This is a genomic window from Aidingimonas lacisalsi (assembly GCF_008079445.1).
GTDB classification, from domain to species: Bacteria; Pseudomonadota; Gammaproteobacteria; order Pseudomonadales; family Halomonadaceae; genus Aidingimonas; species Aidingimonas lacisalsi.
This window is the reverse complement of sequence record NZ_VRYH01000004.1, coordinates 212251-237743: the sequence shown is the minus strand read 5'-3', so window position 1 is coordinate 237743 and position 25493 is coordinate 212251. Positions and strand designations below refer to the sequence as shown.

Annotated in this window: 30 protein-coding genes and 1 tRNA gene; 15 read left to right on the top strand and 16 right to left on the bottom strand. The window is 55.3% G+C overall.

Going from position 1 to position 25493, the window contains the following annotated elements; all coding sequences use genetic code 11:
* Window positions 1-4: 4 nt before the first annotated feature.
* The 8 genes from FVV99_RS10175 to FVV99_RS10140 all read left to right on the top strand — a co-directional run bounded on the left by FVV99_RS10175 (window position 5) and on the right by FVV99_RS10140 (window position 7780).
* A complete protein-coding gene (locus FVV99_RS10175; protein ID WP_148253964.1) occupies window positions 5-661 on the top strand; it encodes a TorD/DmsD family molecular chaperone in 657 nt (218 codons plus the stop codon).
* A 73-nt stretch (window positions 662-734) separates the two neighbouring features.
* Window positions 735-947: a twin-arginine translocation signal domain-containing protein gene (locus FVV99_RS10170; protein ID WP_148253963.1), complete on the top strand. Its 213-nt coding sequence runs from the start codon at window positions 735-737 to the stop codon at window positions 945-947.
* A 35-nt stretch (window positions 948-982) separates the two neighbouring features.
* Window positions 983-3841 (top strand): molybdopterin-dependent oxidoreductase, encoded by a 2859-nt coding sequence (locus tag FVV99_RS10165; RefSeq protein ID WP_148253962.1) that lies wholly within the window; start codon window positions 983-985, stop codon window positions 3839-3841.
* A 63-nt stretch (window positions 3842-3904) separates the two neighbouring features.
* Complete coding sequence (gene fdh3B, locus FVV99_RS10160; protein ID WP_148253961.1) at window positions 3905-4519, top strand: formate dehydrogenase FDH3 subunit beta; 615 nt, start codon at window positions 3905-3907, stop codon at window positions 4517-4519.
* 12 nt (window positions 4520-4531) lie between these two features.
* Window positions 4532-5599 carry a formate dehydrogenase subunit gamma gene (locus FVV99_RS10155; RefSeq protein ID WP_148253960.1) on the top strand — a complete coding sequence of 356 codons (1068 nt, stop codon included), beginning with the start codon at window positions 4532-4534 and terminating at the stop codon, window positions 5597-5599.
* 108 nt (window positions 5600-5707) lie between these two features.
* Window positions 5708-6025, top strand: coding sequence for a DUF1244 domain-containing protein (locus FVV99_RS10150; protein ID WP_148253959.1), 318 nt, complete (start codon window positions 5708-5710; stop codon window positions 6023-6025).
* The gene (gene moaB, locus FVV99_RS10145) at window positions 6022-6549 is read left to right on the top strand and encodes a molybdenum cofactor biosynthesis protein B (RefSeq protein WP_148253958.1); all 528 of its coding nucleotides are present in this window, start codon (window positions 6022-6024) and stop codon (window positions 6547-6549) included. Before FVV99_RS10150 ends, moaB begins: the two co-directional genes overlap by 4 nt.
* Window positions 6539-7780: a molybdopterin molybdotransferase MoeA gene (locus FVV99_RS10140; protein WP_148253957.1), complete on the top strand. Its 1242-nt coding sequence runs from the start codon at window positions 6539-6541 to the stop codon at window positions 7778-7780. Before moaB ends, FVV99_RS10140 begins: the two co-directional genes overlap by 11 nt.
* Here the strand turns inward: FVV99_RS10140 and FVV99_RS10135 are convergent.
* The 7 genes from FVV99_RS10135 to FVV99_RS10105 all read right to left on the bottom strand — a co-directional run bounded on the left by FVV99_RS10135 (window position 7760) and on the right by FVV99_RS10105 (window position 11374).
* Window positions 7760-8341, bottom strand: coding sequence for an acyl carrier protein phosphodiesterase (locus FVV99_RS10135; protein WP_148253956.1), 582 nt, complete (start codon window positions 8339-8341; stop codon window positions 7760-7762). The genes FVV99_RS10140 and FVV99_RS10135 overlap by 21 nt on opposite strands.
* 23 nt (window positions 8342-8364) lie before the next feature.
* Window positions 8365-8718, bottom strand: coding sequence for a TusE/DsrC/DsvC family sulfur relay protein (locus tag FVV99_RS10130; RefSeq protein WP_148253955.1), 354 nt, complete (start codon window positions 8716-8718; stop codon window positions 8365-8367).
* Window positions 8718-9008, bottom strand: a complete 291-nt coding sequence (gene tusB, locus FVV99_RS10125) for a sulfurtransferase complex subunit TusB (RefSeq protein WP_148253954.1) — start codon at window positions 9006-9008, stop codon at window positions 8718-8720. The genes FVV99_RS10130 and tusB overlap by 1 nt, the downstream gene beginning before the upstream one ends.
* Before the next feature lie 24 nt (window positions 9009-9032).
* Complete coding sequence (tusC, locus tag FVV99_RS10120) at window positions 9033-9404, bottom strand: sulfurtransferase complex subunit TusC (protein WP_148253953.1); 372 nt, start codon at window positions 9402-9404, stop codon at window positions 9033-9035.
* A gap of 26 nt (window positions 9405-9430) precedes the next feature.
* Window positions 9431-9823, bottom strand: a complete 393-nt coding sequence (gene tusD / locus FVV99_RS10115; RefSeq protein ID WP_148254192.1) for a sulfurtransferase complex subunit TusD — start codon at window positions 9821-9823, stop codon at window positions 9431-9433.
* Between the two features lie 106 nt (window positions 9824-9929).
* Entirely contained in the window at window positions 9930-10598 is a 669-nt protein-coding gene (locus FVV99_RS10110; protein ID WP_148253952.1) for a Bax inhibitor-1/YccA family protein, read from the bottom strand.
* 98 nt (window positions 10599-10696) lie between these two features.
* Window positions 10697-11374 carry a metallophosphoesterase gene (locus FVV99_RS10105; RefSeq protein WP_236645368.1) on the bottom strand — a complete coding sequence of 226 codons (678 nt, stop codon included), beginning with the start codon at window positions 11372-11374 and terminating at the stop codon, window positions 10697-10699.
* 200 nt (window positions 11375-11574) lie between these two features.
* Here FVV99_RS10105 and FVV99_RS10100 point away from each other — a divergent pair, with 200 nt between their 5' ends.
* Both FVV99_RS10100 and FVV99_RS10095 read left to right on the top strand, forming a co-directional pair.
* Window positions 11575-11880 (top strand): hypothetical protein, encoded by a 306-nt coding sequence (locus tag FVV99_RS10100; RefSeq protein WP_148253951.1) that lies wholly within the window; start codon window positions 11575-11577, stop codon window positions 11878-11880.
* A gap of 550 nt (window positions 11881-12430) precedes the next feature.
* Window positions 12431-12940, top strand: a complete 510-nt coding sequence (locus tag FVV99_RS10095; protein ID WP_148253950.1) for a peptidase associated/transthyretin-like domain-containing protein — start codon at window positions 12431-12433, stop codon at window positions 12938-12940.
* A 395-nt stretch (window positions 12941-13335) separates the two neighbouring features.
* Here the strand turns inward: FVV99_RS10095 and FVV99_RS10090 are convergent.
* Window positions 13336-13425: transfer RNA gene (locus FVV99_RS10090), tRNA-Ser, on the bottom strand.
* 78 nt (window positions 13426-13503) lie between these two features.
* Entirely contained in the window at window positions 13504-15213 is a 1710-nt protein-coding gene (locus FVV99_RS10085) for a potassium/proton antiporter (protein WP_148253949.1), read from the bottom strand.
* Window positions 15214-15363: 150 nt separating this feature from the next.
* Between FVV99_RS10085 and FVV99_RS10080 the strand changes: the two genes are divergently transcribed.
* A complete protein-coding gene (locus FVV99_RS10080; RefSeq protein WP_161598985.1) occupies window positions 15364-16533 on the top strand; it encodes an ABC transporter substrate-binding protein in 1170 nt (389 codons plus the stop codon).
* Here the strand turns inward: FVV99_RS10080 and FVV99_RS10075 are convergent.
* On the bottom strand, window positions 16530-17339 hold the full coding sequence (locus FVV99_RS10075; protein ID WP_148253947.1) for an alpha/beta fold hydrolase: 810 nt from the start codon (window positions 17337-17339) through the stop codon (window positions 16530-16532). The two genes, FVV99_RS10080 and FVV99_RS10075, sit on opposite strands and share 4 nt — an antisense overlap.
* A gap of 35 nt (window positions 17340-17374) precedes the next feature.
* Window positions 17375-18052 carry a 7-cyano-7-deazaguanine/7-aminomethyl-7-deazaguanine transporter gene (locus tag FVV99_RS10070; protein WP_148253946.1) on the bottom strand — a complete coding sequence of 226 codons (678 nt, stop codon included), beginning with the start codon at window positions 18050-18052 and terminating at the stop codon, window positions 17375-17377.
* 367 nt (window positions 18053-18419) lie between these two features.
* Between FVV99_RS10070 and FVV99_RS10065 the strand changes: the two genes are divergently transcribed.
* Complete coding sequence (locus FVV99_RS10065; protein WP_148253945.1) at window positions 18420-18743, top strand: ArsR/SmtB family transcription factor; 324 nt, start codon at window positions 18420-18422, stop codon at window positions 18741-18743.
* Window positions 18744-18747: 4 nt separating this feature from the next.
* Here FVV99_RS10065 and sohB read toward each other — a convergent pair whose 3' ends face one another.
* Entirely contained in the window at window positions 18748-19785 is a 1038-nt protein-coding gene (sohB, locus tag FVV99_RS10060) for a protease SohB (RefSeq protein ID WP_148253944.1), read from the bottom strand.
* 144 nt (window positions 19786-19929) lie between these two features.
* Between sohB and FVV99_RS10055 the strand changes: the two genes are divergently transcribed.
* Window positions 19930-20247 carry an SCP2 sterol-binding domain-containing protein gene (locus tag FVV99_RS10055; protein WP_148253943.1) on the top strand — a complete coding sequence of 106 codons (318 nt, stop codon included), beginning with the start codon at window positions 19930-19932 and terminating at the stop codon, window positions 20245-20247.
* Here the strand turns inward: FVV99_RS10055 and nudC are convergent.
* The 4 genes from nudC to FVV99_RS10035 form a co-directional block, all read right to left on the bottom strand.
* Window positions 20244-21020, bottom strand: a complete 777-nt coding sequence (gene nudC, locus FVV99_RS10050) for an NAD(+) diphosphatase (protein WP_148253942.1) — start codon at window positions 21018-21020, stop codon at window positions 20244-20246. The genes FVV99_RS10055 and nudC overlap by 4 nt on opposite strands.
* Entirely contained in the window at window positions 21020-21799 is a 780-nt protein-coding gene (gene dnaQ, locus FVV99_RS10045; protein ID WP_148253941.1) for a DNA polymerase III subunit epsilon, read from the bottom strand. The genes nudC and dnaQ overlap by 1 nt, the downstream gene beginning before the upstream one ends.
* Before the next feature lie 65 nt (window positions 21800-21864).
* Window positions 21865-22332, bottom strand: a complete 468-nt coding sequence (gene rnhA, locus FVV99_RS10040) for a ribonuclease HI (protein ID WP_236645367.1) — start codon at window positions 22330-22332, stop codon at window positions 21865-21867.
* Entirely contained in the window at window positions 22316-22939 is a 624-nt protein-coding gene (locus tag FVV99_RS10035; RefSeq protein ID WP_236645366.1) for a methyltransferase domain-containing protein, read from the bottom strand. Before FVV99_RS10035 ends, rnhA begins: the two co-directional genes overlap by 17 nt.
* A 323-nt stretch (window positions 22940-23262) precedes the next feature.
* On the opposite strand from FVV99_RS10035, the gene gloB reads away from it, so the two are divergent.
* Both gloB and FVV99_RS10025 read left to right on the top strand, forming a co-directional pair.
* Window positions 23263-24030 (top strand): hydroxyacylglutathione hydrolase, encoded by a 768-nt coding sequence (gene gloB, locus FVV99_RS10030; RefSeq protein ID WP_148253940.1) that lies wholly within the window; start codon window positions 23263-23265, stop codon window positions 24028-24030.
* A 58-nt stretch (window positions 24031-24088) separates the two neighbouring features.
* On the top strand, window positions 24089-25291 hold the full coding sequence (locus FVV99_RS10025) for a transglycosylase SLT domain-containing protein (RefSeq protein ID WP_148253939.1): 1203 nt from the start codon (window positions 24089-24091) through the stop codon (window positions 25289-25291).
* The last annotated feature ends 202 nt before the right edge of the window (window positions 25292-25493 follow it).

Genomic DNA, 25493 nt, shown 5'->3' with positions numbered 1-25493 from the left:
TGTCATGAATGATCTTGCTTCAACTGACCCAATGCCCGAATTGTCGGATATCGACGGACTCCGGACCGACGTGTACAGGCTTTTGGCCAATTGCTTGTTGACGGCTCCGGACAGGGAATTATTGACCTGGTTAGCCGAACTACAGCCGGTGGATGACGGCTCCACGTTGTTCCCTTGCTGGGAGGCCTTGAGCGAGGCAGCCGGCCAGGTCTCGCCGGAACCACTTCAACGTGCTCACTTCCGGCACTTGATCGGTGTGATCGAAGGGGATGTCATTCCTTACGCCTCTTGGTATCGCAACGGCACATTGATGGATGAAGCGTTGGTGACGCTGCGACAGGAGCTACGTTATCTGGGGTTCGAGAAGCAGGAGGGGCACCATGACCCCGAAGATCATCTCGCGGCATTGTGCGAGGTCATGGCAATGTTGATCGAATCAAGTTCCGTGCAGCAAGCCGGGTTCTTCATGCGACATCTTGAGCCCTGGGCGGCGACTTGTTTCAACGACCTTGCCAACGTCGATACGCCGTTCTATGCCAGTATCGGTGACCTTGGTCAGACCTTCATGCGCCTGGAAGCGGACAGATTGTCTGCTCTGGCCGGACATGAGCCGATTCGCCTGACCATGCCTTCAGAAGCGGGGCAAGAAACGCAACGTTAGGATTGCACCCAAGACGGTGCCGCACGGCATAAAGACAGGCCATCCCGGGCCTTCCAATAATGAGGAAATATCCATGACAACGAAAAAAGCGCCTAATCCTCAACGGCGACATTTCCTGAAAACGCTCGGATGGGGTACGGCTGCAGCCGGTGCTGCCGCTGCAGTGGGCCATGTCACTCTAGCCCAAGCCGACAGCAACGAAACGGCTGCCGAACATGCCGATACGTCGAGTCAGTATCGCGAAACCGACCATATCCGAGCCTTTTACGCGACCCTGCGTGATTGACGGGCTGACAATTGCGGGCCAGGAGAACCGATACCATGCGTCTAACTCGTAAATCCGATATGTCTAGTGCAACGGGACTTGGTATCTCACGACGCCAATTCCTCAAACGCAGTGGTGCCGCCACCGGAGGTGTCGCCGCCGTCGGCTTCATGGGCAATACCATGATGCAGAGAGCCGATGCGGACGACGGCAAAACCCCCGTTCTCGACGCCCCTGTCGAGACAAAACGTACGGTTTGCTCACACTGTTCCGTGGGTTGTGGCGTCTATGCCGATGTCCAGGAAGGCGTATGGACTCGACAGGAGCCCGCTTTCGATCATCCCTTCAATCGCGGTGCGCATTGTGCCAAAGGAGCTTCGCTGCGCTATCACGGCCACTCCAACCGTCGTCTCAAGTACCCGATGAAACTGGTAGGCGGCGAATGGCAGCGTCTTTCCTGGGATGAAGCCATCGAGGAAATTGGTGACAAGGTGCGGGAACTGACCGACCAGCATGGCCCGGACAGCATCTATTGGCTAGGCTCCGCCAAGTTCAATAACGAGCAAGCGTACCTGATGAGAAAGTTCGCCGCGCTCGCCGGCACCAACAACACTGATCATCAGGCTCGTATCTGCCACTCGACCACGGTTGCCGGTGTTGCCAACACCTGGGGCTATGGCGCCATGACCAATTCACTGAACGACTTGCAGAACAGTCGCTCGATCATGTTTATCGGCTCCAATCCCAGCGAAGCGCACCCGGTGGCCATGCAGCACATCCTGCTCGCCAAAGAAAAAAGTCAGTGCAATATCATTGTTGTCGATCCGCGATTTACCCGGACCGCTGCCAAGGCCGACAGCTACGTCCGGATACGTCCGGGCTCGGACGTCGCTTTCATCTGGGGATTGCTGTGGCATATCTTCGAGAACGGCTGGGAAGATCAGGAGTACATTGACCAACGCGTCTATGCCATGGATGACGTTCGTGAAGAAGTCAGTAATTTTCCTCCTGATGTCATTGAAAACATTACGGGTGTACCAGAAGACCTCATGTACGATACGGCGAAGCGCCTGGCCGATAACCGACCAGGCTGCGTCGTTTGGTGCATGGGAGGTACCCAGCATACGACCGGCAATAACAATACCCGTGCCTACTGTATCCTTGAACTGGCACTCGGCAACATTGGCAAGTCAGGGGGTGGCGCCAATATTTTCCGTGGTCACGATAATGTCCAGGGAGCCACCGATCTTGGTCTGATGTCTCACTCGCTACCTGGTTACTACGGCCTGGCGGAAGGAGCCTGGCAGCATTGGGCCAGTGTCTGGGACCTGGATTACGAATGGCTCGAAAGTCGTTTCGATCAGACGGAATACGCCGATGGCAAACCCATGCATAGCAATGGCATTACCGTGTCCCGGTGGGTCGATGGTGTCCTGGAGCAGGAAGAGGATATTTCTCAACGGACCCAACTCAAGGCCATGTTCTACTGGGGGCATGCGGTGAATTCCCAGACCCGGGGTCCCGAGATGCAAAAGGCCATGCAGCAACTCGACATGATGGTCGTCGTCGACCCCTACCCCACCGTTGCAAGTGTCATGCACGGTCGCACCGATGGTGTCTACCTTCTGCCAGCCGCCACACAGTTCGAGACCTACGGTAGCGTTACAGCCACCAATCGTGCGCTTCAATGGCGTGACCGCGTCATCGAGCCCATGTTCGAGTCAAAACCCGATCATGAAATCATGTATCTATTGGCGCAGAAGCTTGGATTCGCCAACGAATTGTGCAAGAACATCGAAGTCAATGGCACGGAACCTCTCATTGAAGACATCACCCGAGAGTTCAACCGTGGTATGTGGACCGTGGGATATACCGGGCAGAGTCCCGAACGTCTCAAGACACACCAGCAAAACTGGCACACCTTCAGCTTCGAGACGACTCAAGCTCAAGGAGGCCCCGCCGATGGCGACTATTACGGCATGCCTTGGCCTTGCTGGGGAAATCCGGAGATGGGGCATCCTGGAACGCCGATTCTCTACGATACGAGCAAACCCGTCTCCGAAGGTGGATTGACATTCAGGGCGCGCTTTGGAGTCGAACATGACGGCACGGATATCCTCGCCGACGGTTCCTATAGCAGGAACTCGGAACTGGATGACGGCTATCCGGAATTCACTGCCGACATGCTCAAGGATCTCGGCTGGTGGGATGATCTCACCGATGAAGAAAAGCAAGCTGCCGATGGCAGGAACTGGAAGACAGATTTGTCAGGTGGCATTCAGCGTGTCGTGATCGCCCATGAGTGCGCCCCCTTCGGCAATGCCAAGGCACGCTGCAATGTCTGGACGTTCCCGGATCCGATTCCGAAACACCGGGAGCCGCTGTACACCAGCCGGCGTGATCTTGTCGAAAACTACCCTACCTGGGATGACGTCTCTTCCCACTATCGACTACCCACGCTCTATCGCTCGATACAAGAAAAGGATATGACCGGCGACTATCCCATCATTCTGACCTCAGGCCGTCTGGTCGAATACGAAGGCGGCGGAGAGGAAACGCGTTCGATGTCCTGGCTTGCCGAACTGCAACAGGAAATGTTCGTCGAAATCAATCCTGCCCTGGCCAACGACCTGGTCATTCAAGAAGGCGACATGGTCTGGGTCGAAGGTGCCGAAGGCGGCAGAGTTCGCGTCAAGGCCATGGTAACACCGCGAGTGGCCAGAGAGGTTGTCTTCATGCCGTTCCACTTCGGCGGCATATTCCAGGGTGAGAATCTGGAAAGTCTCTATCCCGAAGGCGCAGCTCCCTATGTGCTTGGCGAAGCGGCCAATACGGCGACAACGTACGGTTATGATTCGGTGACACAGATGCAGGAAACCAAGTGCACCCTGTGCCGGATCGAGAAGGCCAGTTGAGAACGACAACGATGAACAACTTTGCCGGCTTCCCGTGACACGCTGGCAATGAGGAGACTCTACATGGCTCAAATGAAATTCATGTGCGACGCGGAACGTTGCATCGAGTGCAATGGTTGCGTTACCGCCTGCAAGAATGCCAATGAAGTGGAATGGGGTGTGCAACGTCGTCGTGTCGTCACCCTCAACGATGGCGAATCCGATGAGGTATCCATCTCGGTAGCGTGCATGCATTGCGACGATGCACCTTGTATGGCCGTGTGCCCCACCGACTGCTTCTACAAGACCGATGACGGTATCGTTCTGCATGATAAGGATCTCTGCATCGGTTGTGGCTACTGCCTTTATGCGTGCCCTTTTGGAGCACCGCAATTTCCGAAACAGAATGCCTTCGGGGAACGCGGCAAGATGGATAAGTGCACCTTCTGTGCAGGTGGTCCGGCTGACAGCAAGGAAGAAGAGTACGAAAAATACGGTGCCAACCGGATTGCCGAAGGCAAACTTCCGCTTTGTGCCGAGATGTGCTCGACCAAGGCACTTTTAGCCGGCGATGCCCAGACGATCGCCGATATCTTCCGTCAACGTGTCGTTCAGCGTGGTCACGAGGATGGCGCCTGGTCGGGCAATGCTCGTGCCGATGCCGACAACCTTGCTTATGATGCCGCCCAAGAGGGGTAAGGAGGCCATGTCATGACCGTTTCCACCCCTTGGAGGCTAGTAGTGAGGCGATTGTCGCTGATCGCCGTGCTATTGATGGCTGGGTTGCTATTGAGCCAACTGACGGTGGCCCAATCCGACCCGGACAAAGAAGCGGGTTTCGCCGTTCCGGCTGTCGATGCTGATATCTGGCGACAAGTGCGTAGTGGAGACACCGGCCCCAACTACCGGGATAGCCGAGCCGACTCCAACTACAATCTGGTCAATGCCAGCGGCGAGACCTGGCGACAATGGCGTAACCAGTGGGTTTCCCCCTATGGTCTGATCGTCCTTGGTGGCATGTTGGCCATGATCGCGATTTTCTATGTCATCTTTGGCCGTAAGGCACTCGATGAACCGCGTACCGGGCGCAAGTTGTTGCGCTGGACGGTTCTCGATCGATCACTGCACTGGTCGGTGGCAACGCTGTTCCTGGTTCTCGCGGTGACTGGTCTGAATCTTCTGTATGGGAAGTTCGTCTTCAAACCACTATTTGGCGATGCCCTTTGGGCAAGCATGATTTCGGGCTCAAAACTCCTGCACAATTATCTGGGACCGATTTTCAGCATTCTGCTGATCATCGTTCTAGCCAAGTTCTTGAAGCACAACTTACCCAAGAAGCATGATTGGGAATGGTTCAAGAAAGGGGGCGGCTTGATCGGCAAAGGGCATGTGGATGCCGGATTTGCGAATGGCGGTGAAAAAGTCTGGTATTGGTTGCTGGCTAGCGTCGGCCTGCTCGTCATTGCCAGCGGCTTCGTTCTCGACTTCCCCAATTACGGTCAGGCACGTGACACCATGCAGTGGGCCAATCTGCTTCATGCCGTTGCCGCTCTTGGACTGACCGCTGTGGCGTTTGGACATATCTATATTGGCACGCTAGGCACCGAAGGGTCCATTGAGGGAATGTCCACCGGCTATGTCGACGAAACCTGGGCCAAGGAACATCACAACCTCTGGTATGAGGAAGTCAAGGATTCGGCGCGTGATGAAACGGAACTGGCCTCCGAAAACGTCCAGCGACATCCACCTGACAATCCCGCAACGGATAGACCGGGATAGATCGAAACCATCTCATGGACACCGCCCACGGGCGGTGTCTTTTGTTATGCTTGTCACAGTCAACTGCAAGTCACCACCCGATGGCCACGATCCCTAGAGGAGTTCCGCATGAAACACCTGGATGAAAGCACTCGTGTTGAACTGGAAGCGGCTGCATTCCGTCGACTTCTTGAGCACCTGGACGACAACAAGGATGTCCAGAATATCGACCTGATGAATCTGGCAGGGTTTTGTCGCAACTGTCTCTCCAAGTGGCTGGTGGCAGCGGCTGAAACACGTGATGTGACTCTCGATTACGAAACGGCGCGGGAATATGTTTACGGTATGCCCTACCCCGACTGGAAAGCCAAATACCAGAAACCTGCGACCCAGGAGCAACTCGATGCCATGCAAGCCGGTGAACAACGGAACAAGGATCAAGCATGAGCCAGGCGGGTTTCGTATCGCTGCGATGTGCCATTCTGACGATCTCCGATACGCGGACGGAAGACACCGATCGCAGCGGGCAGTTATTACGAGAGCGTCTCACGGACGCCGGGCATGAGTTGGTGGACAAGCAAATCGTCATCGATGACGTCTACCGCATCAGAGCCAAGATGGCTGTGTGGATCGCCGAGCCTGCGATTCAAGTCATTCTCACGACTGGTGGCACCGGGTTTACCGGGCGAGATTCCACCCCGGAAGCGGTAAGTGTCCTGTTCGACAAACCTATCGAAGGTTTTGGAGAACTATTCAGGCAGTTGTCGTATCAGGAGATCGGCAGTTCCACAGTACAGAGTCGTTGTCTTGGCGGCCTCGCCAATGCCACGGCGATTTTCTGCCTACCGGGTTCGAGTGGTGCCTGTCGTACGGCCTGGGACGGTATATTGCACGAACAACTGGATGGTAGTCATCAGCCCTGCAATTTCGCCAACCTGGTGATCCCTGAGCGAGGTACCCATGGCGCATGACGCAGGCCGCGACAGTACACTTTCACTGACGTCGGTCGAATCGGCCCTCGATGCCCTGCTCAGGGACGTCATGGCATTGGATGGTGAACGGATCGCTTGTGACGATGCCGCAGGTCGCGTACTGGCAGAAGACATAACGGCTCGACTGGACGTGCCCGGCTTCGATAATAGCGCCATGGATGGCTATGCCTTCCACCATGCTGATGTGGGTCGCCCACTGTCGATCTCCCAACGTATCGTGGCGGGACAACCAGCAACGGCCCTGGAGCCGGAGACATGTGCCCGGATTTTCACTGGCAGTGAAATTCCTCCTGGTGCCGATACGGTCATCATGCAGGAACAGGTCTCCTTCAACGACGATGGCAGCCTCTCTATCCATGATCCTCGCATCGTTGACATCGGCGACAACATCCGCCGTCAAGGCCAGGATGTAAGGGCCGGTGATCGTCTTCTAGTGCGAGGAACAAAACTCGAAGCGGCAGCTCTTGGGCAGTTGGCCGGTCAGGGAATCACTACCGTTACCGTCACCAGGGCCCCTAGGGTGGCACTGCTTTCTACCGGCGATGAAATCGTGCCCCCGGGCAAGCCATTGGCCCCGGGACAGATCTACAACTCCAATCGGCCCATGTTGAAACGACTTCTCGAACGGTTCGGAGCACACATCACGATGACGGCGGATGTTCCCGACGCGTTCGAAGCGACTTGCCGGTTATTGCAACAGGCGGCGCAAGACGCCGATGTCGTGGTCACCACCGGAGGTGTCAGTGTGGGAGAAGAAGATCACGTCAAACAAGCGCTTGAAACTCTGGGTCAGCTCGATCTCTGGCGACTCGCCATGAGACCAGGTAAGCCGCTGGCTCTCGGGCGGCTTCCCGCACATACAGGCGCGTGCCGGTTCGTCGGACTACCGGGAAATCCGGTGTCCGGCTATGTCGGTGCCTGGATTTATCTTCGCCCATTGATGGGGGCTCTACTCGGCTGTCCAGCACTGTCAACACTGCCCTCCATTCCTGCTCGGGCCGCTTTCGCCACGCAGACCCAAGCTCGTCGACACTATATGCGGGCTACCCTCTCATTTACTGAACAAGGGCCGATCGCGCATGCCGCCGCAGACCAGAACTCCGCCGTACTCTCATCGTGCATACAGGCCAATGCACTCGCCGTGATTCCCGAACACAGCCATATCAGCGAAGGCGATGAGGTTGAATGCCTATGGTTGCTCGAGGGGTGAAGTAATGCCTAACCGGGACACGAGTTCTGGCCACATGATGTCAAAATCTCGTTCGAGTCCAGCATAGTCGTCATGCAACCAGGGCGTCAGTCGAGCAAGATGATTCGGACCGGAGAGACGTTGGCCAATTCCGACAATGGCACGGCATGTAAAGTCAAAGTTTGCATAGGCGGATAACCAATCCTGATCGACCAGCACTGGTACCATATCCGCCAACCGATCAGGGGCCGATCGCGTATCGAACAATTGATAACACCGTTGGATCAACTCAGCGTGAGCTGGCAACCCAACCTTGTCTCGCGCCAGGAAATGATCCCATACCAAATCCAGCGCGATCCCCGCATATCGTCGTTGCTGTGACGGCGCACGCCGGCGTGCCTGTTTGACTTGGGGATGGGCATCAACCAGGGCATCCACATGTCGATGATACCTGATACCTGCAGATACATCGTGTGGCCATGCCGACAGATCCCGCCCTTTGACACCATCGGCAATCAGATTGCCATAGAGAAAATCGTCATTGCCGGCTTTTGCAAGCCAGGCGTGAGCCAGGAAATTCATTTTTCATCCATAGGCGTCGGGCCCTAGAGACAATTGGCCGGTTTCGGTAATCCAGCCAATCGTGCCCCCACTTTGGCTGGACTATCGGGAAACAGACGCATCAAATACACCGACTTGCCTTTTTCCGGTCCATGAGCCTGGGCCATGGCCTTGACGAGAGGACGCATTGAAGGGGCCATTTCAAAGCGCTTATAGAAATCGCGCAAGACGTAGATCACTTCCCAGTGAGCCTCGGTCAACTCGCGGCCTTCTTCAGCAGCCATGGCATGGGCGAGATCGTTTGACCAGTCATCAAGGTTGATGAGGTAGCCTTCGATATCGAGCGGCACCCTTTTATCTCGAACTGTAAGATAACGGTATATTTCGACTGATGGCATCAGAACCAACTCACAATGTTGACAGCTTGCTCAGTCAAACGCACAAATCCATCGACATCCACGACCGATACGGCAGGGTCCTGGCGTCCTCCCAAGCCACGTGAATCCATGTCTTCCTGCAATACAAACAACCGCCCTGCCGCTTTTTCGAAATGGCAGGACAGTTGAGGCAGTCCTCCTTGCACAGCATCTTCGATCAACAACAAGCGATCCTCGGCGCCCATGGCCGACAATGCCTGCTGATAAACGCTACTCGTGACGGGCGATTTGTTGAGGATGTGAAGGATCATATCGAAGAGAAAGGCGTCAAACCTTTAGAAATTGAGTATCAGTTGATGCTGCTGGAAAAAATCGGGAAACGCCTCCCGAGCCATCTCAGCAACCGGAAAGATCAGATCGTCCTGCTTCAGACCCAATGAACGCAAGGTATCGACATCGACCCAGAACGCGTCAATATCATACATGGGGAGCATCTCCAGCATCGGCTGTGTTCCCTTTTGCCCTAGAGGGCCTGGTTGCTGGCTATCCAGCAACGCCATCACCCCTTCCCCGCTGAATAGCAGGGACACTCCCCGGCCGAAAGCGGCCGCAACCAGCGCAGCTTCCAAGCCCTCACGGAGCCAGCTGCTGCCATGCGGAGAGTGACGCAGGACGACCAGCATGTCATTGGCATGAGAATCGCTCATAACAACACCTTCAAAACGACAGCCTATCAAGGAGCGAAAGTCACCAAACGATCATGCGTGAAACCAGCATCGATCAGTTGCCCGAGTCCCGTCAGCTCGAAAGGCGGTGCCAGACTGAAACCCTCTTTGCCATGGCGAGAGGCCTCTTTTGCATCCACGATACCTCGCCGTAGTCCAGACGCAATACATACCAGCAGTGCGGTACCGTGTTGATCATGCAAATTTCGCCAGGCATCGACAAGGTGCGGCTCATCCTGGGGTGGGGATGCCAGTCTCGCAGCATTATAGACCCCATCATGGTAGAAGAAGACTGTATCCAATTGATGGCCTCGGGCCACGACGGCCCCAGCGAAACGCAAGGCCGAATGAGATGCCTGCACACTGTACGGCGGCCCCTGAACCAAAAGCGCGTATCGCATCGGTAAACTCCCTACCTCCATGGCCATGGTGACAATGCTGGAGTCATAACGAACTGGCCCCGCCAGTCGACGGGGCCAGGATAGTGTCTTCATGCCTCTCCGACGATCAGTCGCTACTCATGATACCCAGCAAAGAGAGCAGACTGACGAACAGGTTGTAGATCGACACGTACAGCGTGACCGTCGCCAGAATGTAGTTGGTCTCTCCGGCACGATGAATGATCTCACTGGTTTGATACAGAATCGCCGCCGATGAAAAGAGCACGAAGCCTGCTGACACAGCCATGGAAAGCGCCGGGATAGCGAAGAACAGCGATGCTACCATCGCCAGAATCAGAACGATCGCTCCCGCCATGAGGAAGTTGGCCAGGAAGCTAAAATCCTTCTTGGTGATCAGCGCGACGGCCGACAGCCCAATGAACGTCGCTCCCGTCATGGCCAGGGCATTCATGATCAGAGCAGGCCCGTTTGGAAGCGTCAGATAAGCGCTGAGGATCGGCCCCAGAGTGAAGCCCATGAATCCGGTGAAAGCGAATGTCGCCAACAATCCTGTCGCTGAATTCGCTGTCTTGTGGACCAGAAACATCAAGCCATAGGCACCGATGAAGAACACCAGGATGTTCATTCGCTCGATCCCCATTGCCATGGCAGCACCTGCCGTCACGGCGGAAAACAGTAATGTCATTGCCAATAACGCATAGGTGTTGCGCAACACCTTATTGGCACTGACCGCACCTGTTTGATGTTGTGTCACCTGCGTATCGTGGTAGGCCATCGATTGATGCTCCTATGTAGTTCACATACCTATTCGACAAGGATGCCGTCTACTACGGCTCAAGGCAAGGCCTTTGATCACTTGTTACCATTCGTGGGTCAATCCCGCACTATACGGCCATTGACGATATCATCAAGTGATAGCAGCGTCAGCTTACCGGTCAGGAATGCGCCTGTATCGATATATAGCACATTGCCCAGCCAGACAGGCTGTCTGACGATAGTATGTCCGACGACCACAGTGTCGATGCCTGTAATGGGTCGAGTATCTCGTCGCTCGATTCGAGAACGTCCCCATACCATTCGTTGCTGTAACGCCTCATCCGGAGAAGACACGTCGGACCAGTCACTCGGAGCTTCAGCATGCACGATGCCAACGCGCCATTTTCCGATAGGCACCTCTCGTGCATAGGGAAGATGCTGCATGGCCCGTTCAAGAACCTGCTTCACAGCGCTCGGATCTTCCTGAAACACCCATGTTCCGCCATTCTCGAGCCATAGATAATAGTCGGGTCCGCCCTTCTCATGCAGCGCCTGATACGCAAGCATTTCGTGATTGCCCCTCACTGCAAAGAACCAGGGCTCAAACAGCAGCGAAAGGCATCGGTAACTTTCGGCACCGCGGTCAATCAAGTCACCGACACTGAACAAACGATCCCGCTCGCCATCGAAATCGACGCGTCCCAGTTCATCCATCAGGGTGCCATATTGCCCATGGATGTCACTGACAACGAAATCACGCCCCTGCATATTCTTTTCAGCAATTTGATGGATCATGTCACCTGCTAACCAGCATCGGAATTAACGGTTTTATCCGGCCAGTATGCCTATATCGTATTTTCCTCGTCCAAACCCCATGCTCACTAGTCTCCAGAGTGGTTAAGCTGTGCCATTCCGGTCTTCTGGTTGGCATCATACATACCGCCTCACTACGCTGCCCATGCAATGCATAACAATAAGTCCTGATGGGAGAAACCATGTCAATCAAACGCGTGTCCGTTTTGATACTCTCGCTACTATGCGCCTGTAGTGCCTTCGCCGATCTACCTGCAGATGCCGATAACGACAGTAATCATGTCCATGATTTCGCTGCAGCGATCGAGACGGTACCCGATACTGAAAGTGCAGCAGCCGAATATTGCCAACTGCCCTCTGTCGGTGACGAATTACTCATGGCTCAAGGCTGTTGCCGGGTCTGCACGACCGGCAAGGCGTGTGGAGATAGTTGCATCAACCGCAGCTACACTTGTCACCAGCCTCCCGGCTGCGCCTGTAATGGATGACACGCCATCTGAACTCACGAACCACAACGCCGTCATGCAATGACGGCAAGGTTCGCTCCCTATTCCATGAACCGTCTCAGGCCAGCCTCTAACACGCAAGGCTCCAATGCCAACAGTGAGGTTGATTTGAAGCAGGAAAACTTACCACAGAAAGGGAGTGCTTAAGCTTATGGCTAACTTTCAAATTCACTATACCTGGATTAAAAAAATCATATATCGACTTGACGGGTACTCGCGGCGAGCATGTACGGCGGCAGCGATCCCCACGCAGGCAATGGCTACCCGATGTCCACAAATCCGTCATTGATCGCTACTCTCGCCCCAAGTCTGGAGAACGTGACAATCGGCACCTTTTTGCTGGCGGGCAAATGTATCTCAGGAATAAAACTTTAATAATCAAGTATTTAAAAACAGAATGTCGGCCTTCGAAGTGAGCTAAAAGCTCCGTCCCGTTTGTGCGCATGATACGCGATGATATAAGCTAGCTACGCTTCGCCTGGATAGTGAAGCACAGAAAAACCAACACTTACGCAAGGAACAAGGGGACAGAATGAAGTTCATCAAGACGCTTCTCGCAGCTGTGTGCGCTCTGAGTGTGACCGGGTGTGCAAGCATTGTTGGCGACACGGATCAGAACATCACGATCAACAGTTCGCCTGACGATGCAGAGGTCATCATTACCGATGAAACCAGTCAGGAAGTCTTCTCTGGTGAAACGCCGGCAACTGTACAGCTTCGCAAGTCTGATGGCTCCTACTTCGGTGGTAAGACATACCATGTAACAGTGTCCAAGGAAGGTTATTCAGACCGCACTGTTACGATCGACAGCAACCCCAGTGGTTGGTACATCGCGGGCAATCTGGGCTTCGGTGGTCTGATCGGCTGGCTGGTTGTCGATCCTCTGACCGGCGCCATGTACAACCTCAACCCGGACGACATCGACGCCGACCTCGGCGAAGAAGTCGCGTCTACGGATGAAGGCAGCTCAATGACGCTGGTACTTCTGGAAGACGTGCCGGAAAGCGAGCGTAATAACCTCGAGAAGATCGGCACTATCTAAAACGGCCACAATGCCCTGGTGCAATGCCAGGGCAGACCTGAAAGTTAACGAAATCCCGTTTCCTGATTTTCTCTCATTTTCCAAACTCCGCGATCTCGTTATGCGGTCCCTGACCTTCCCCTGCAAGCGGATTACCGGCAATGTAAAATTTTCGCAACGCTTACCTTGAGAGAAGGTATATCTCGCCGTGAAGAGTAACTGACATACCGCAGAGCAGATCATCACCTGTCCCAAGGCCAATGATTGCAAATTATCGTGCAGGATTAGAAAACCGGTCGCATCATGCGGCAATCGCGGGCTGTCCGGTCATTTCATGACCAGTTGGGATTTTTGTGGTCTAGATGGAGGAGTATAAATAAAAAACCAGCCGTAACTGGCTGGTTTTCAAGAAGAAGTGGCGGAGGGACAGGGATTCGAACCCTGGGAGGGCGCTAACCCTCGCCGGTTTTCAAGACCGGTGCATTCAACCGCTCTGCCATCCCTCCGGCTCACGGCGAGCAATCTTACCAGTTTCTCTGTTTTCGTCAACTGCTGGTTTGCGATCAAGGTGTTACCACCCTCGCTCATTGGTAAAGACGCAACCCGACTCGGGTGATCTTGTTGCCGTCCATCTGGCTGACGACCCAGTGAATGCCGTGCCACCCCACATCGTCCCCGACGACCGGATGCCCGCCAACGCGTAGCGAGATGAACTCGCCTAACGTCATTTCCTGCTCACCAGGACTCAGCGTCAGGCCATAGGCATCGGCGACATCGCGCATCAGGGCATCGCCATCGAGCGAGAACGTACCGAAAAAGGCACGCTCGCGCTTCAGCTTCGCTTCTCCATTGAATAACCGATTCAGAACTGGCAAATCATCGGTGCGTCCTATCACGCAAATCACGTCACCCAGTCGAAGGCGCGTACTCCCCTTGGGGTGCAGCATCGCATGATTGCGAAACAGGGCCGAAATCAAGGCGCCAGACGGAAAACGCAACAAGCGGATGGGAACATCGTCGAGATGCTCACTTTGAACATGATAAACGAACATCTCATAGTCGTTTTCTGGCAATACGCCCAGCGGTCCTCGCCGTTCTGGTGTTGTGCCTTCCGGGACCTCGACGTTCATCCAGCGCGCCATTTTCGGCAAGGTGCCGCCCTGAATCAGCAAGGAAAGCAATACCACGGCAAAAGCCACGTTGAAATACAGCCCTGCATTGTCCACCCCACCTATCACCGGAAAGATAGCCAATACGATAGGGACGGCACCGCGCAATCCCACCCATGAAATGAAACCGACCTCTTTCCAGCGAAACTTGAAGAAGGGCTTGATGACGATGATGACGGCCAATGGCCGGGCCACGAAAATCAACACCAGAGCCACGGCGAATGCAGGCCACGCATAGTCAATCAAGTGGCTGGGGGTGACCAGCAGACCGAGGACAAGGAACAACCCGATCTGACTCAGCCACGCCAACCCGTCATGAACGGGCAAGATGAAATTGAGATGCCGGCCCGGCTGATTGCCTATCATCAAGCCCGTGAGATAAATTGCCAGGAACCCACTTCCTCCCAAGGCGCTAGTCACCCCGAAAACGCAGAAACCAAGCGCCAAGGCCAACAATGAGTACAATCCGGGAGCCAGGTCCAGATGCCTGAGAAGGCGTGCGATTAGCCACCCGGCACCAAGACCCAGGGCAATTCCTAACCCGAACTGCAACAACAGGAAGGTGAGCGTCTCGACAACGCCCCCGATATCGCCGACCAGGAGCTCGACAAGAGTGACCGTAAGGAAGATGGCCATCGGATCGTTGGTTCCCGACTCGATCTCCAACGTCGCCCCCACACGCTCATTCAAATTGACGCCACGGCCACTCAGCATCGAAAACACGGCCGCAGCATCGGTAGAGCCTACGATCGCACCAACCAGCAACCCCTCGGGGATGGAAAGATCGAAGACCCACATAGCCACGAGACCGACGATCCCACTGGTGATGAAGACGCCAAACGTCGAGAGTGACAACGCCGGCTTGAACCCGACACGAAACGTCTTGAGACGCGTGCGCAAGCCACCATCCAGCAGGATCATGGCAAGGGCCAGGTGACCAATCAGGAAGGCGAGCGAGTAATCATCGAACTGTATACCCAACACACCGTCTTCGCCGGCCAACATGCCCAACCCAAGAAAGATGACCAGCAGTGGAACACCGGCCATCGCAGACAATCGGCTGGCGAGAATGCTGAGCGCAATGAGTGCGCCACTCAAGAGAAAGAGACTGTTGATGCTATCCATTGCTTTCCGAACGTCACTTAAAGTGTAAGTATGTCATGTCACGCGTGCGCCTTCGATGACAACCGCCATGAGGCCGTGTAGTCGGCGACTGGCCAGTTACGGACCCCTGAGGATACACTGGCGCACTGCCGGACGCTGATGAGGATATCCATGACGCTACTGCCACGTTGCTCGGGAATGTCATTCCCGAAGCGACTTCTGATACTTATGGTCGGCATAACGCTTTGCCAGTCGGCATTGGCTCAAGCCCCCTCTTCCCAGTCGGAATCCGCCGAAAGCGCTGCGCCAGATCCGACACCGCTGCTGGAGCCGCTGGTCGACGTGAACGCCGCACTATCGATATTATCCGAGGCGTCGCGTGAAACCACAGATGATGTGGAGGATACCCCATCCGTGACCCAGCGCGACCCTGAACCTATCTCGCCTCCCCCCTTGCGACAGATGCGTATCATGCTTGACTGGTATCCCAGTCCACAGCATGCGGCACTGCTGATTGCCCAGGAGCGCGGCTATTTCGACCGTGAGGGGCTGAGTGTCAAGCTAATCACACCGGCAGATCCTTCAGTGCCTGCCAAGCTACTTTCCGCTTCACGCATCGATCTCGCCTTGAGCCGGCAACCCGCCTTGCACAACCTGGTCGACGAAGGCGCCCCACTGATTCGCATCGGTACGCTGGTAGCGACGCCATTGACCAGTTTACTGGTCCGCAGTGACAGTGGCATTGAATCGCTGACCCAACTATCCGGAAAAACCATTGGATACAGCGTCAATGACGGGCTTGATCCAATCTTGACCGCCATGTTGGCGCATCATGGTCTCACCCCTGACGATGTGACCATGAAAAACATCAATTTCGCTCAAGAACGATCATTGGCCACGGAACAGGTGGACGCTGTCGTCGGTGAGATACGGCATACGACACCGTACCAGCTAGACCGGGATGGGATTCCGACACGCAACTTTCTTGCCGAAGAGCATGGTGTTCCACGCTACGATGGACTGATCCTTATGGCCAATCGTGACCGGCTAACGGCTCAACGCGGAGACTTCCGTCGCTTACTGACATCGATCGAAGATGCCACGCACTGGATGATCAACCACCCGGACGAGGCGTGGGAGCTATTGTCAAGCGCACAACCCAGCCTGGATAGTGAAGCCAATCGTGAAGCCTGGCCCGAGACCCTAAGACGACTGGCATTACGGCCGTCGGCCCTGGATTCGGAAAGGTACCGGCACTTTGAACAGTTCTTGAGCGATCAAGAGCGTGGACAGAACGAACGCCATTCGGTCAATCGCCTGGCGACAGATCTGAACTCTTAAGCGGTTTCGGTTTCGACGAGCCCATCCAAAAACTCATTGACCGCCGTCTGGAATGCCTCTGGTTGCTCAGCATGCAACCAGTGTCCAGCGTTCAGGGTCACGACGTGAACCGCAGGCATCACGGCCTCGACATCCGCCAACACCTCGTCACCCACATAATCGGAGTGTGCACCTCGCAGCAGCAGACATGGGCCCTGATAAGAGCCCTCCCCGGCTGGTGCCGCGCGAATATCCTCATAGCCTGATTCGATCTCATTCAGTCCGATGCGCCAATGCATGCAGCCATCATCATCACGCTCCAGATTCGTGGCCAGAAACAAGCGGGTGGGCCTCTCAGCGATATACTCGGCCAACAGTGCATCGACTTCACGACGATCAGCAGGGTGATTTGCCTCTACGTGTCGTAGCGCAGCAAAAATGGTGTCGTGGCCATGCTGATAAACGATGGGGGCAATATCGGCCACCAACAAAGACGCGACACGTTGACTTTGGCGCCTTGCCAGAGTCATGGCCACTTTTCCACCCATCGAGTGCCCTAGAACATGGCAACGACCAATCCCCAGCCGATCCAGCGTCAGCAACACGTCATTCGCCATATCCTCGTAGCTCATCCCCTCCGCATGGGGAGAGCGCCCATGATTGCGCAGATCCACCGCCACGACACGACGCTTTGCCTGCCACTGTTTGATATGCGATCGCCAGTTGTCTGCGCTACCCATCAACCCATGAATGACCAGTAGCGGCAACCGTTCGAGCTGACTATCAGACACAGGGCCACTATCGTGACAATGCAACACAAGACTCATTGATTTCAGTCCTTTATCCACGTTCCTGAATACCGCTACGATTGACTCGCGATGACGGTTTCGTCGGACTGCCCCGTCCAACGAACCAGCCACCGGCTCAATCCACTAAGCAGCAAGCCGTAGAGCGGCAAGAAGAACATCAAGCTGACCGCCAGCTTGATGGTGTAGTCGACGGCAGCAATTTCCTGCCAATGACCCGCCATGAAGGCGTTCGGACTCTGATAAAAGGCAATGGAGAAGAAAGCAACCGTATCGGCCAGATTGCCGAAGACAGTGGAAACAGCAGGTGCAACCCACCAGAAACGGAGTCGACGTAGCCGATCGAAAACATGGATATCGAGTAGCTGTCCCAACACATAAGCCATGAAACTGGCCAATGCGATTCGAGCAACGAACAGATTCCATTCGCCTAGCACGCCCCAACCGGCAAATCCGCCTTGCGGGAACACCACCGACACGACATAGGAAATCACCAGCGCAGGTAACATGACTCGGGCGATGATCTTACGGGCCGGACGTTTCCCGAACAAGCGCACCGTCAAATCGGTTGCCAGAAAGATGAAAGGGAAGCTGAAAGCCCCCCAGGTGGTATGCCATCCGTACAGCGTGAAAGGCAATTGCACCAGATAATTGCTGGCAGCAATCACCAGAATATGGAAAGCAACCAACAGCGCTACCAGGCGCTGTGTTTGAAACGAAGAAAGCGAGAACATCGATCACCTTTTTTGCCGAGGGGTGAGGGAACCCTCAATGCGGATCAAACCGCCCCAGTGTGACGGAGTCGTTGAATTGGGCATTATACCTATGTTGAATCGATGACACGAACTTGTCTGGTTGGCAGGAACCACTTGCTCAGGCGCTTACGCACCTAAGATTCATTCAGCCATTAGTTACATAAACACACACAGCAGACACATCCTCCCATTGACTCACCGTTAACTCATTGGTGACAAAAGGGTGGCGTGGCGTTTAAAGATTTACTAAATCAGTATAGATAGAGAAGAAACAACACGCGTGAAATGAACCGTGACACGTTAGCCCAGGCGTTAGGTATGGCCCGCCCACCCCAGGAGACACACCATGAGCACACGCCAACCCGCCGCTCAGTTGCTAGACGCCGGCGATCCTGCATTCAATGAGGCCACGAACCTGTTAAAGGCCATGGCCAATGACAACCGTTTACGCATACTGTGTCTGCTTGAGGGACAGGAGCTCTCTGTATCGGAATTGAACGCCAAGCTCAGCCTCAGCCAATCGGCACTGTCGCAACATCTCGCGATACTGCGCCGGGAAAACATCGTCTCTACCCGTCGAGCATCGCAAACCATTTACTATTCGCTGCAAGGCAACCATGCAAAACACGTGATAGCCTCGCTGGCTGATTTATATGCCCATCTACCCTGAGTGGCTAGCGTTTTAGCCAGCGAGTCGCATCCACTGCTTCGATGGCACGCTGTATGCCACGCTCGATACCTGACTCCAGAGCCAACCCCATGCGCTCGGCGACGCCTTTCCTTGTTTCGAGGTGCAGCGACAAGACCCGAGCGTACTGCATGCGCTCCAGCAGATAACTCTCGCTGGTACTCAGCACGTCGGCCAGCCCATTTTCTACCGCGTCACTGCCATACCAACTTTCCCCGGTAGCTACCGAGTCGATGTCCAGTGCAGGGCGACGCTCTCCCACGTATTGTTTGAAGAGAGCATGTATATGCTCGAGATCCTCTCTGAATTTATCACGACCTTCATCAGTATTTTCCCCAAACAGTGTCAGTGTTCGCTTGTACCTGCCTGCCGTGTGGAGCTCGACATCCACATCATGGCGCTGCAACAGTCGATGTACGTTCGGTAACTGGGCTATCACACCTATCGACCCCAACACGGCAAAAGGAGCGACCATGAGTTTTTCGGCACAGCACGCCATGAGATAACCGCCGCTGGCCGCCACCTTGTCAACACAAACCGTCGTTTTGATGCCCGCCGTTCTGAGCCTGTCGAATTCGGCCGCAGCATGACCATAGGCATGTACCAGACCACCGGCGGACTCGAGACGTACGACAACTTCATCACCGCTCTCGGCAACGCCCAGCAACGCGGAAATCTCCTGAGAGAAGCGCGTGGTGGCCGATGCCTTCAGGTCCCCTTGAAAGTCGAGAACCCACACCCGGTGCTTCGCTTGGCCCTCGCCCTTCGCGGCCTGCAAACGTTTATCTTCCTTGCGAAACGTCTTGGCCAGCGACTTCCTGGCCGAAGACGTCAAACCTGATAGACGCAACTGTCGCTGACGCTTGCGATAGCGTTGACTCAAATCCTCAATACGAAGCCGACTCTTTTCGCCCCCCTGACCACTTCTGGAACGAGCAACGATGGCAACCACGACTCCCAATGCCACCAACAAGATCAAGGTCTGTGCCAGGAACATCCCAAACTCATACAACCATTCGCTCACAACCGACTCCTTGCTTCGCTAGCTTCGATGAACGCATTATGCCTTTGAAAAGGGTCCACGCCACGACGGACTTGATTGAAACATTCGTTTTAAATACGCTAACGTTCAGTTGCACTCTCGCAACCGGACGACAGGGCCATCAACATGAACCAGCCTCTCATCGACAAGTTACGCAACCGCTTCGATCCTGCTGCCGCTCACGATATGGAGGATATATTCCAGTTCCACTTCAGTGATGCCGATGACTACTACCTATCCATCAGTAACGGCAATCTGGATGTGCAGCAGGGCGAGCACGACGCCCCTTCAGTCACCTTGTCGATGAGTACCGACACCCTCAAGGGGATCATGAGTGGCGATATCAGTGGAATGAACGCTTTCATGACCGGCAAGCTCAAGGCGAGTGGCAACATCATGCTTGCCACTCGCCTGACCAATCTGTTTCCCAAGCGGAGTACCTAGCGGCCAGCCACGCCTTTCACGTGAGTCTCGATAAGGTCCCGTGAAATGGAATGTGGAGGCGGCAGTCGAGGCAGGTGGCGAGGCGAAAACCAGGCAGCATCGACGATTTCCTTATGGTCGATCATGATGCGTCGACTGGCAGCTTCGGCATAAAAGCCCAGCATTAACGAATGCGGAAACGGCCAAGCCTGACTGCGAAAATAACGAATCCGGCCAAGGCTGATACCGACCTCCTCGTGCACCTCGCGGCGCACGGCATCTTCTGCGTCCTCGCCAGGCTCGATGAAGCCAGCCAACGTCGAATAACGGCCTGCGGGAAACCGGGGGCTTCTGGCCAGCAACAACTCGTCTCCGTGCGTCACAAGCGTAATGATACACGGCGAAATACGAGGATAGTTGCGATGGCCGCAAGCGGAACAATGCATGGCGAACTCGCCCGGAACCTGTGCCGTTTCGACACCGCAACGACCGCAGAAGCGATGGTTCCTGCGCCAGCTGGCCACCTGCAATGCCGTCGCCAGCAAAGCAAACTGCGATGCAGGCAAATCGGAAAGCCAATCACGCCCTTCAGGCCACTCCTCTCCCGAAACAGGCTCATCCACGACCACCGCCACCGGCTCATCATGCCAGAATCCCAAAGGGACGGCATGGCTGGGCCAGTCGCAGGCGGCATGCAGGAAACCCTCGCGACTCGAAGGCTTGATCCTGCCCGCTGCCACGTAGATGACCAGTCCCTTCGACACCCCTTGTGGCGGCAAATCACGTCGAAACATCAATGACTCACCGTTGGTTCATCAGGACTCGTCGGCACATCCAGATGGTCCCATAAACACTGACCGGCGGAATCACGGATACCCTGCAATCTGGCTTCATGAGCCTGCTGCTCTTCATGCGTGAGAGGTGGCACAGCCAACCGGGCACGCTGCTCATCGAGACGCTGCACTCCTTGGGTAGCAGACTGCTGATTACCGGCAGCATCAACGGCAGGCGTGGCACTCGCATCCAGCGAAAGAGCCGTCTGTCCACCGGTCATTGCCAAATAGACGTCAGCTAGAATTTCGGCGTCGAGCAAGGCGCCATGGAGGACTCGATGACCATTGTCAATGTCGTAACGCTTGCAGAGCGCATCGAGACTGTTCCTCTGTCCAGGGTGTTTTTCACGCGCCATCGTCAAGGTATCGAGGACACCGCAATGCTTGGCGACAGGACCTAAAAGCGGCTCACCTCGCATCGCGTTAAGCCGCTCGAATTCATGATCGATGAATCCCACATCGAAAGGCGCATTGTGGATGACCAGCTCAGCCCCCTTGATGAAATGCCAGAACTCATCGGCGATGTCAGCGAATACCGGTTCATCGGCGACACGCTCATTGGTGATCCCGTGGATCCCGACCGCCTCAGCCTCGATATCCCGTTCGGGATTGATGAACTGATGATAGGTGTTCCCGGTAAAGCGCCGGTTAACCATCTCGACGGCCCCGACCTCTATCAGGCGGTGACCGTCGCGAGGATCGATCCCCGTCGTCTCTGTATCCAGAATGACTTGACGCATAGCGTTCTCTTTCGCTGATGTTTTCGGTTCAGGCGTCTAGGTAAACCCGACATGGGTGGCCCGGATCAAGCCAGAGCTTCATCGATCGCGTAATTGGCAAGTTCGTCAGCACGTTCATTGCCGGGATGACCCGCATGCCCTTTTACCCACTGCCAATGTACTCGATGCCTTTCGCTTTCTGACAGTAGTTCACGCCAGAGTTCGGCATTCTTGACCGGCTGGCGAGATGCCGTTTTCCAGTTACGACGCTGCCAGTTGGGAAGCCATTGGGTAATCCCTTTACGCAAATATTCGGAATCGGTCCATAACGACACATCGCAAGGTTTCTTGAGAGCTCGCAAGGCCATGATCGCGGCCATCAGCTCCATACGATTATTCGTCGTATGCGCTTCATAGCCATAAAGCGACTTTTCATGCCCCCCACTTTGCAGCCAGGCCCCCCAACCGCCCGGTCCTGGGTTCCCACGGCACGCTCCATCGGTATAGATAGTGACGTTAGGCAAGCTCGTATCCGGATCAGGCGACTCGTTCACTTTCCACCTTGGTGTCGGGCTGTCGGGTCAAGCGCGTCGCATGTCCCAGTGTCGGGCTGCTGAGCGGCGCAGTGAGCGGCAACCGATGCGTTTGTGTCTGCACAGGTTGGCTCCGTCTTCTGGCACGGATCATGAAGGTGTCTCCAAGCGGCAGATTATGTCGCCGTCCCAACGCTTCCAGCCAAGCATTGCGTGGGACACCTCCCGGCCAATGAAAGCCGCAATAATCTACGCGTTCGATCTCGAAATCAACAAAAGCAAGCCAGTCGCGTAACCTGGCTGGAGTCCGCCAATGTCCGCTCCAGGGCATGCATCGCCGGCGGCGAGGCAGGGCACGAGACAAGCCGGTCACCCCCATCGGCCCCCAACCGAAAATGACCAGACACCCGCTGTCAGCGGTCACGCGTGCCGCCTCCTGCAAAACATGGTGTGGTTCGGGAACGACCTCGAGTAAATGGTGCACCACGACCAGTTGTACACTTTCATCCGCAAGAGGTAACTGATCGGGTCGACACACCAAGGTCGATGGACTCGTTGCAAGCTCACGGGTTGGTGACCAATCGATAGCGTGTCGTATCGGACACATATCCGATAACGAAGGAGCCATGCTCAACTCCAGGCGATGATGCCCATGCAGGGCCTCACACACTGGACCGAGGCATGCCCGCTCCGACTGCCAATGCGCTCGGCCATCTGCAGAGGCCCAGTAACGGCGGCCTTCATGAACGATTTGCGCCAACGACATCGTCATATGCGAATTTGACACACTAGAACAAAGCCTCCAAAGTCTCTCGTTTTGTGATCGACCCAGCCATTATGGCAGCAGGATCCGTGTCATGTCTTTCATGTCGATAACTGTTGCACGACTATAAAGGGAGCTGCCTGATTGGTTAAGTCATTGATCTCGACCAGACCGAGGACAGTAGCACCATGCTCAGCGTGACTCCTATTCCAGCCCTCAGTGACAACTATATATGGGTGTTGCGTCAAGACACCACCTCACGTGTTGCCGTTGTCGATCCCGGAGAAGCCGACCCGGTAATCGAGTATCTGGAACGGGAACAGCTCCAACTGAACAGTATCCTGATCACTCATCACCATCATGACCATACCGGTGGGTTGGCTGAGCTCATCCAACGATACCGCCCGCGCGTCTATGGGCCCGACAACCAGGATATCAAGGGAATCGATGAGCACCTCAACGAAGGCGATGAATGCTTGGTCATGGGACGCCAGTTCCAGGTCATCGCTGTTCCTGGTCATACCCTGGATCAGATCGCCTATTTTGCCGCCGGTGTTCCGCCTCTGCTGTTTTGCGGCGACAGCCTGTTTTCAGGCGGATGCGGGCGTATCTTCGAAGGCACGCCGGAACAGATGTTCGAGTCATTGGGCAAGCTGACCGGGTTACCCGACGAGACACTGGTCTTCGCTGCCCACGAGTATACATTGGCTAATTTGCGTTTTGCCGAGGCAGTCGAGCCGGACAACCCATACCTCGGTGACTACACCAGCGAGTGTCAGCGGTTACGCGACCTGGACCGACCGACCTTGCCGTCTACCATGGGACGTGAAGCACTCATCAATCCGTTCCTGAGAACGGAACAGGCCTCGGTTCGCCAACAAGCGGCCTCGCACGGCGAGGCGAAGGACGCCCTCTCGACCTTTGCCACGCTTCGCGCCTGGAAGGACCGATTCTGAGACTCCTCCTCGGATCAGAGTGATCCATGGACGCCACGATAGCGCCCGGAGCCCCATCATGACCTATCTAACGACCCGTCGTTTCAGCCTTGGCTTGGCAGGTAGCGCATTACTGTGCAGTGTCCTGTTGGCAGCCGCTGGAGCCAAGGCGGAATATACACCGCATCAAGGCGGCACTACCTATCATAGTACCCCGAATGCCACGGGCGAGACTCATTTCTGGAATGCCCTCGCGCTCGACCCAGCGGTGCATGAGGATGCCTGGGCCCGCTTGCGCGACAATTTCAAGTGGCAGAACGATGTCGACCACCAACGCGTTCAGGAATGGATTGATCATTACCGGTCGAGCCCGGAAAACATCGTCGCGATCACAGAACGCGCCCGGCCATGGCTGTCCTGGATCACACGACGCCTGGAAGAACGTGACATGCCGGGAGAAATTGCTCTCGTCCCGTTCGTTGAAAGCTCATACGACCCAACCGCACGCAACCCGGGCGGAGCGACGGGCTTATGGCAATTCATGCCTGGTACCAGTGACGCATTAGGGATACCTCGCAATGGCTCTTATGACGGCAGGCTAGATGTCGTAGCATCGACAGAGGCCGCCCTGGATTATCTGCAACAGCAAGCCGAGCGCTGGTACGATGGCGATATCGAACTGTCTCTGGCTGCTTACAATGCGGGATCAGGTACCGTCAACCAAGCGCGACAAGCGGCTATCAACCGAGGCGAAGGCGATAGTTATTGGGATCTCCAGCTTCCCGACGAAACCATGAATTATGTTCCCAAACTGCTCGCACTGGCCGCTATCATCGAAGATCCGGAACGTTATGACGTTGCGCTCCCGGAAATTGACGATTCCCAGGCGTTTGCAGAGATCGAACTCGACAGTCCAATCAGCCTCAGCAGAGCCGCCAAGCTTGCTGATACTAGCCCACGGATACTACGAAAACTGAATCCGGCGCTTTTGGATGGAAGGATCAGTCCCAACAGCATGACGGGACTGCTGGTGCCTGCCAACAAGCGTGATGCCCTGCTCGCCTCGATACAGAACATGGATACGTCTTCCACCAGCACGCCGGGCTGGGGCAACTATCAGGTTCAACGAGGCGATAACCTCTCCACTCTGGCCAACCGGTACGGTACTTCGGTCGATGCGTTACGCTCCAGAAACGCACTGGATGACGATACTTTGCAGGTAGGACAGACTCTTCAGGTACCCACGCAAGGAACGACATTGGCAAAAGTCTCTCGCCGTTGAGAAGCCCAGCAGCCAACAGTTGATATATCGCTAGCGATAACAGTTTACAAATACCACTCTCGCTGACACTTTAGCGCGAAGGTGGCTTTTTATGACTGCACATCGCCATGCCACACAACATGTTGGCTGTTAAACGATCATATCAGGGCATTTTCCATGAGGGTCATCGCGCTTTCGAGATTCGTTCTGCTACTCATGACCA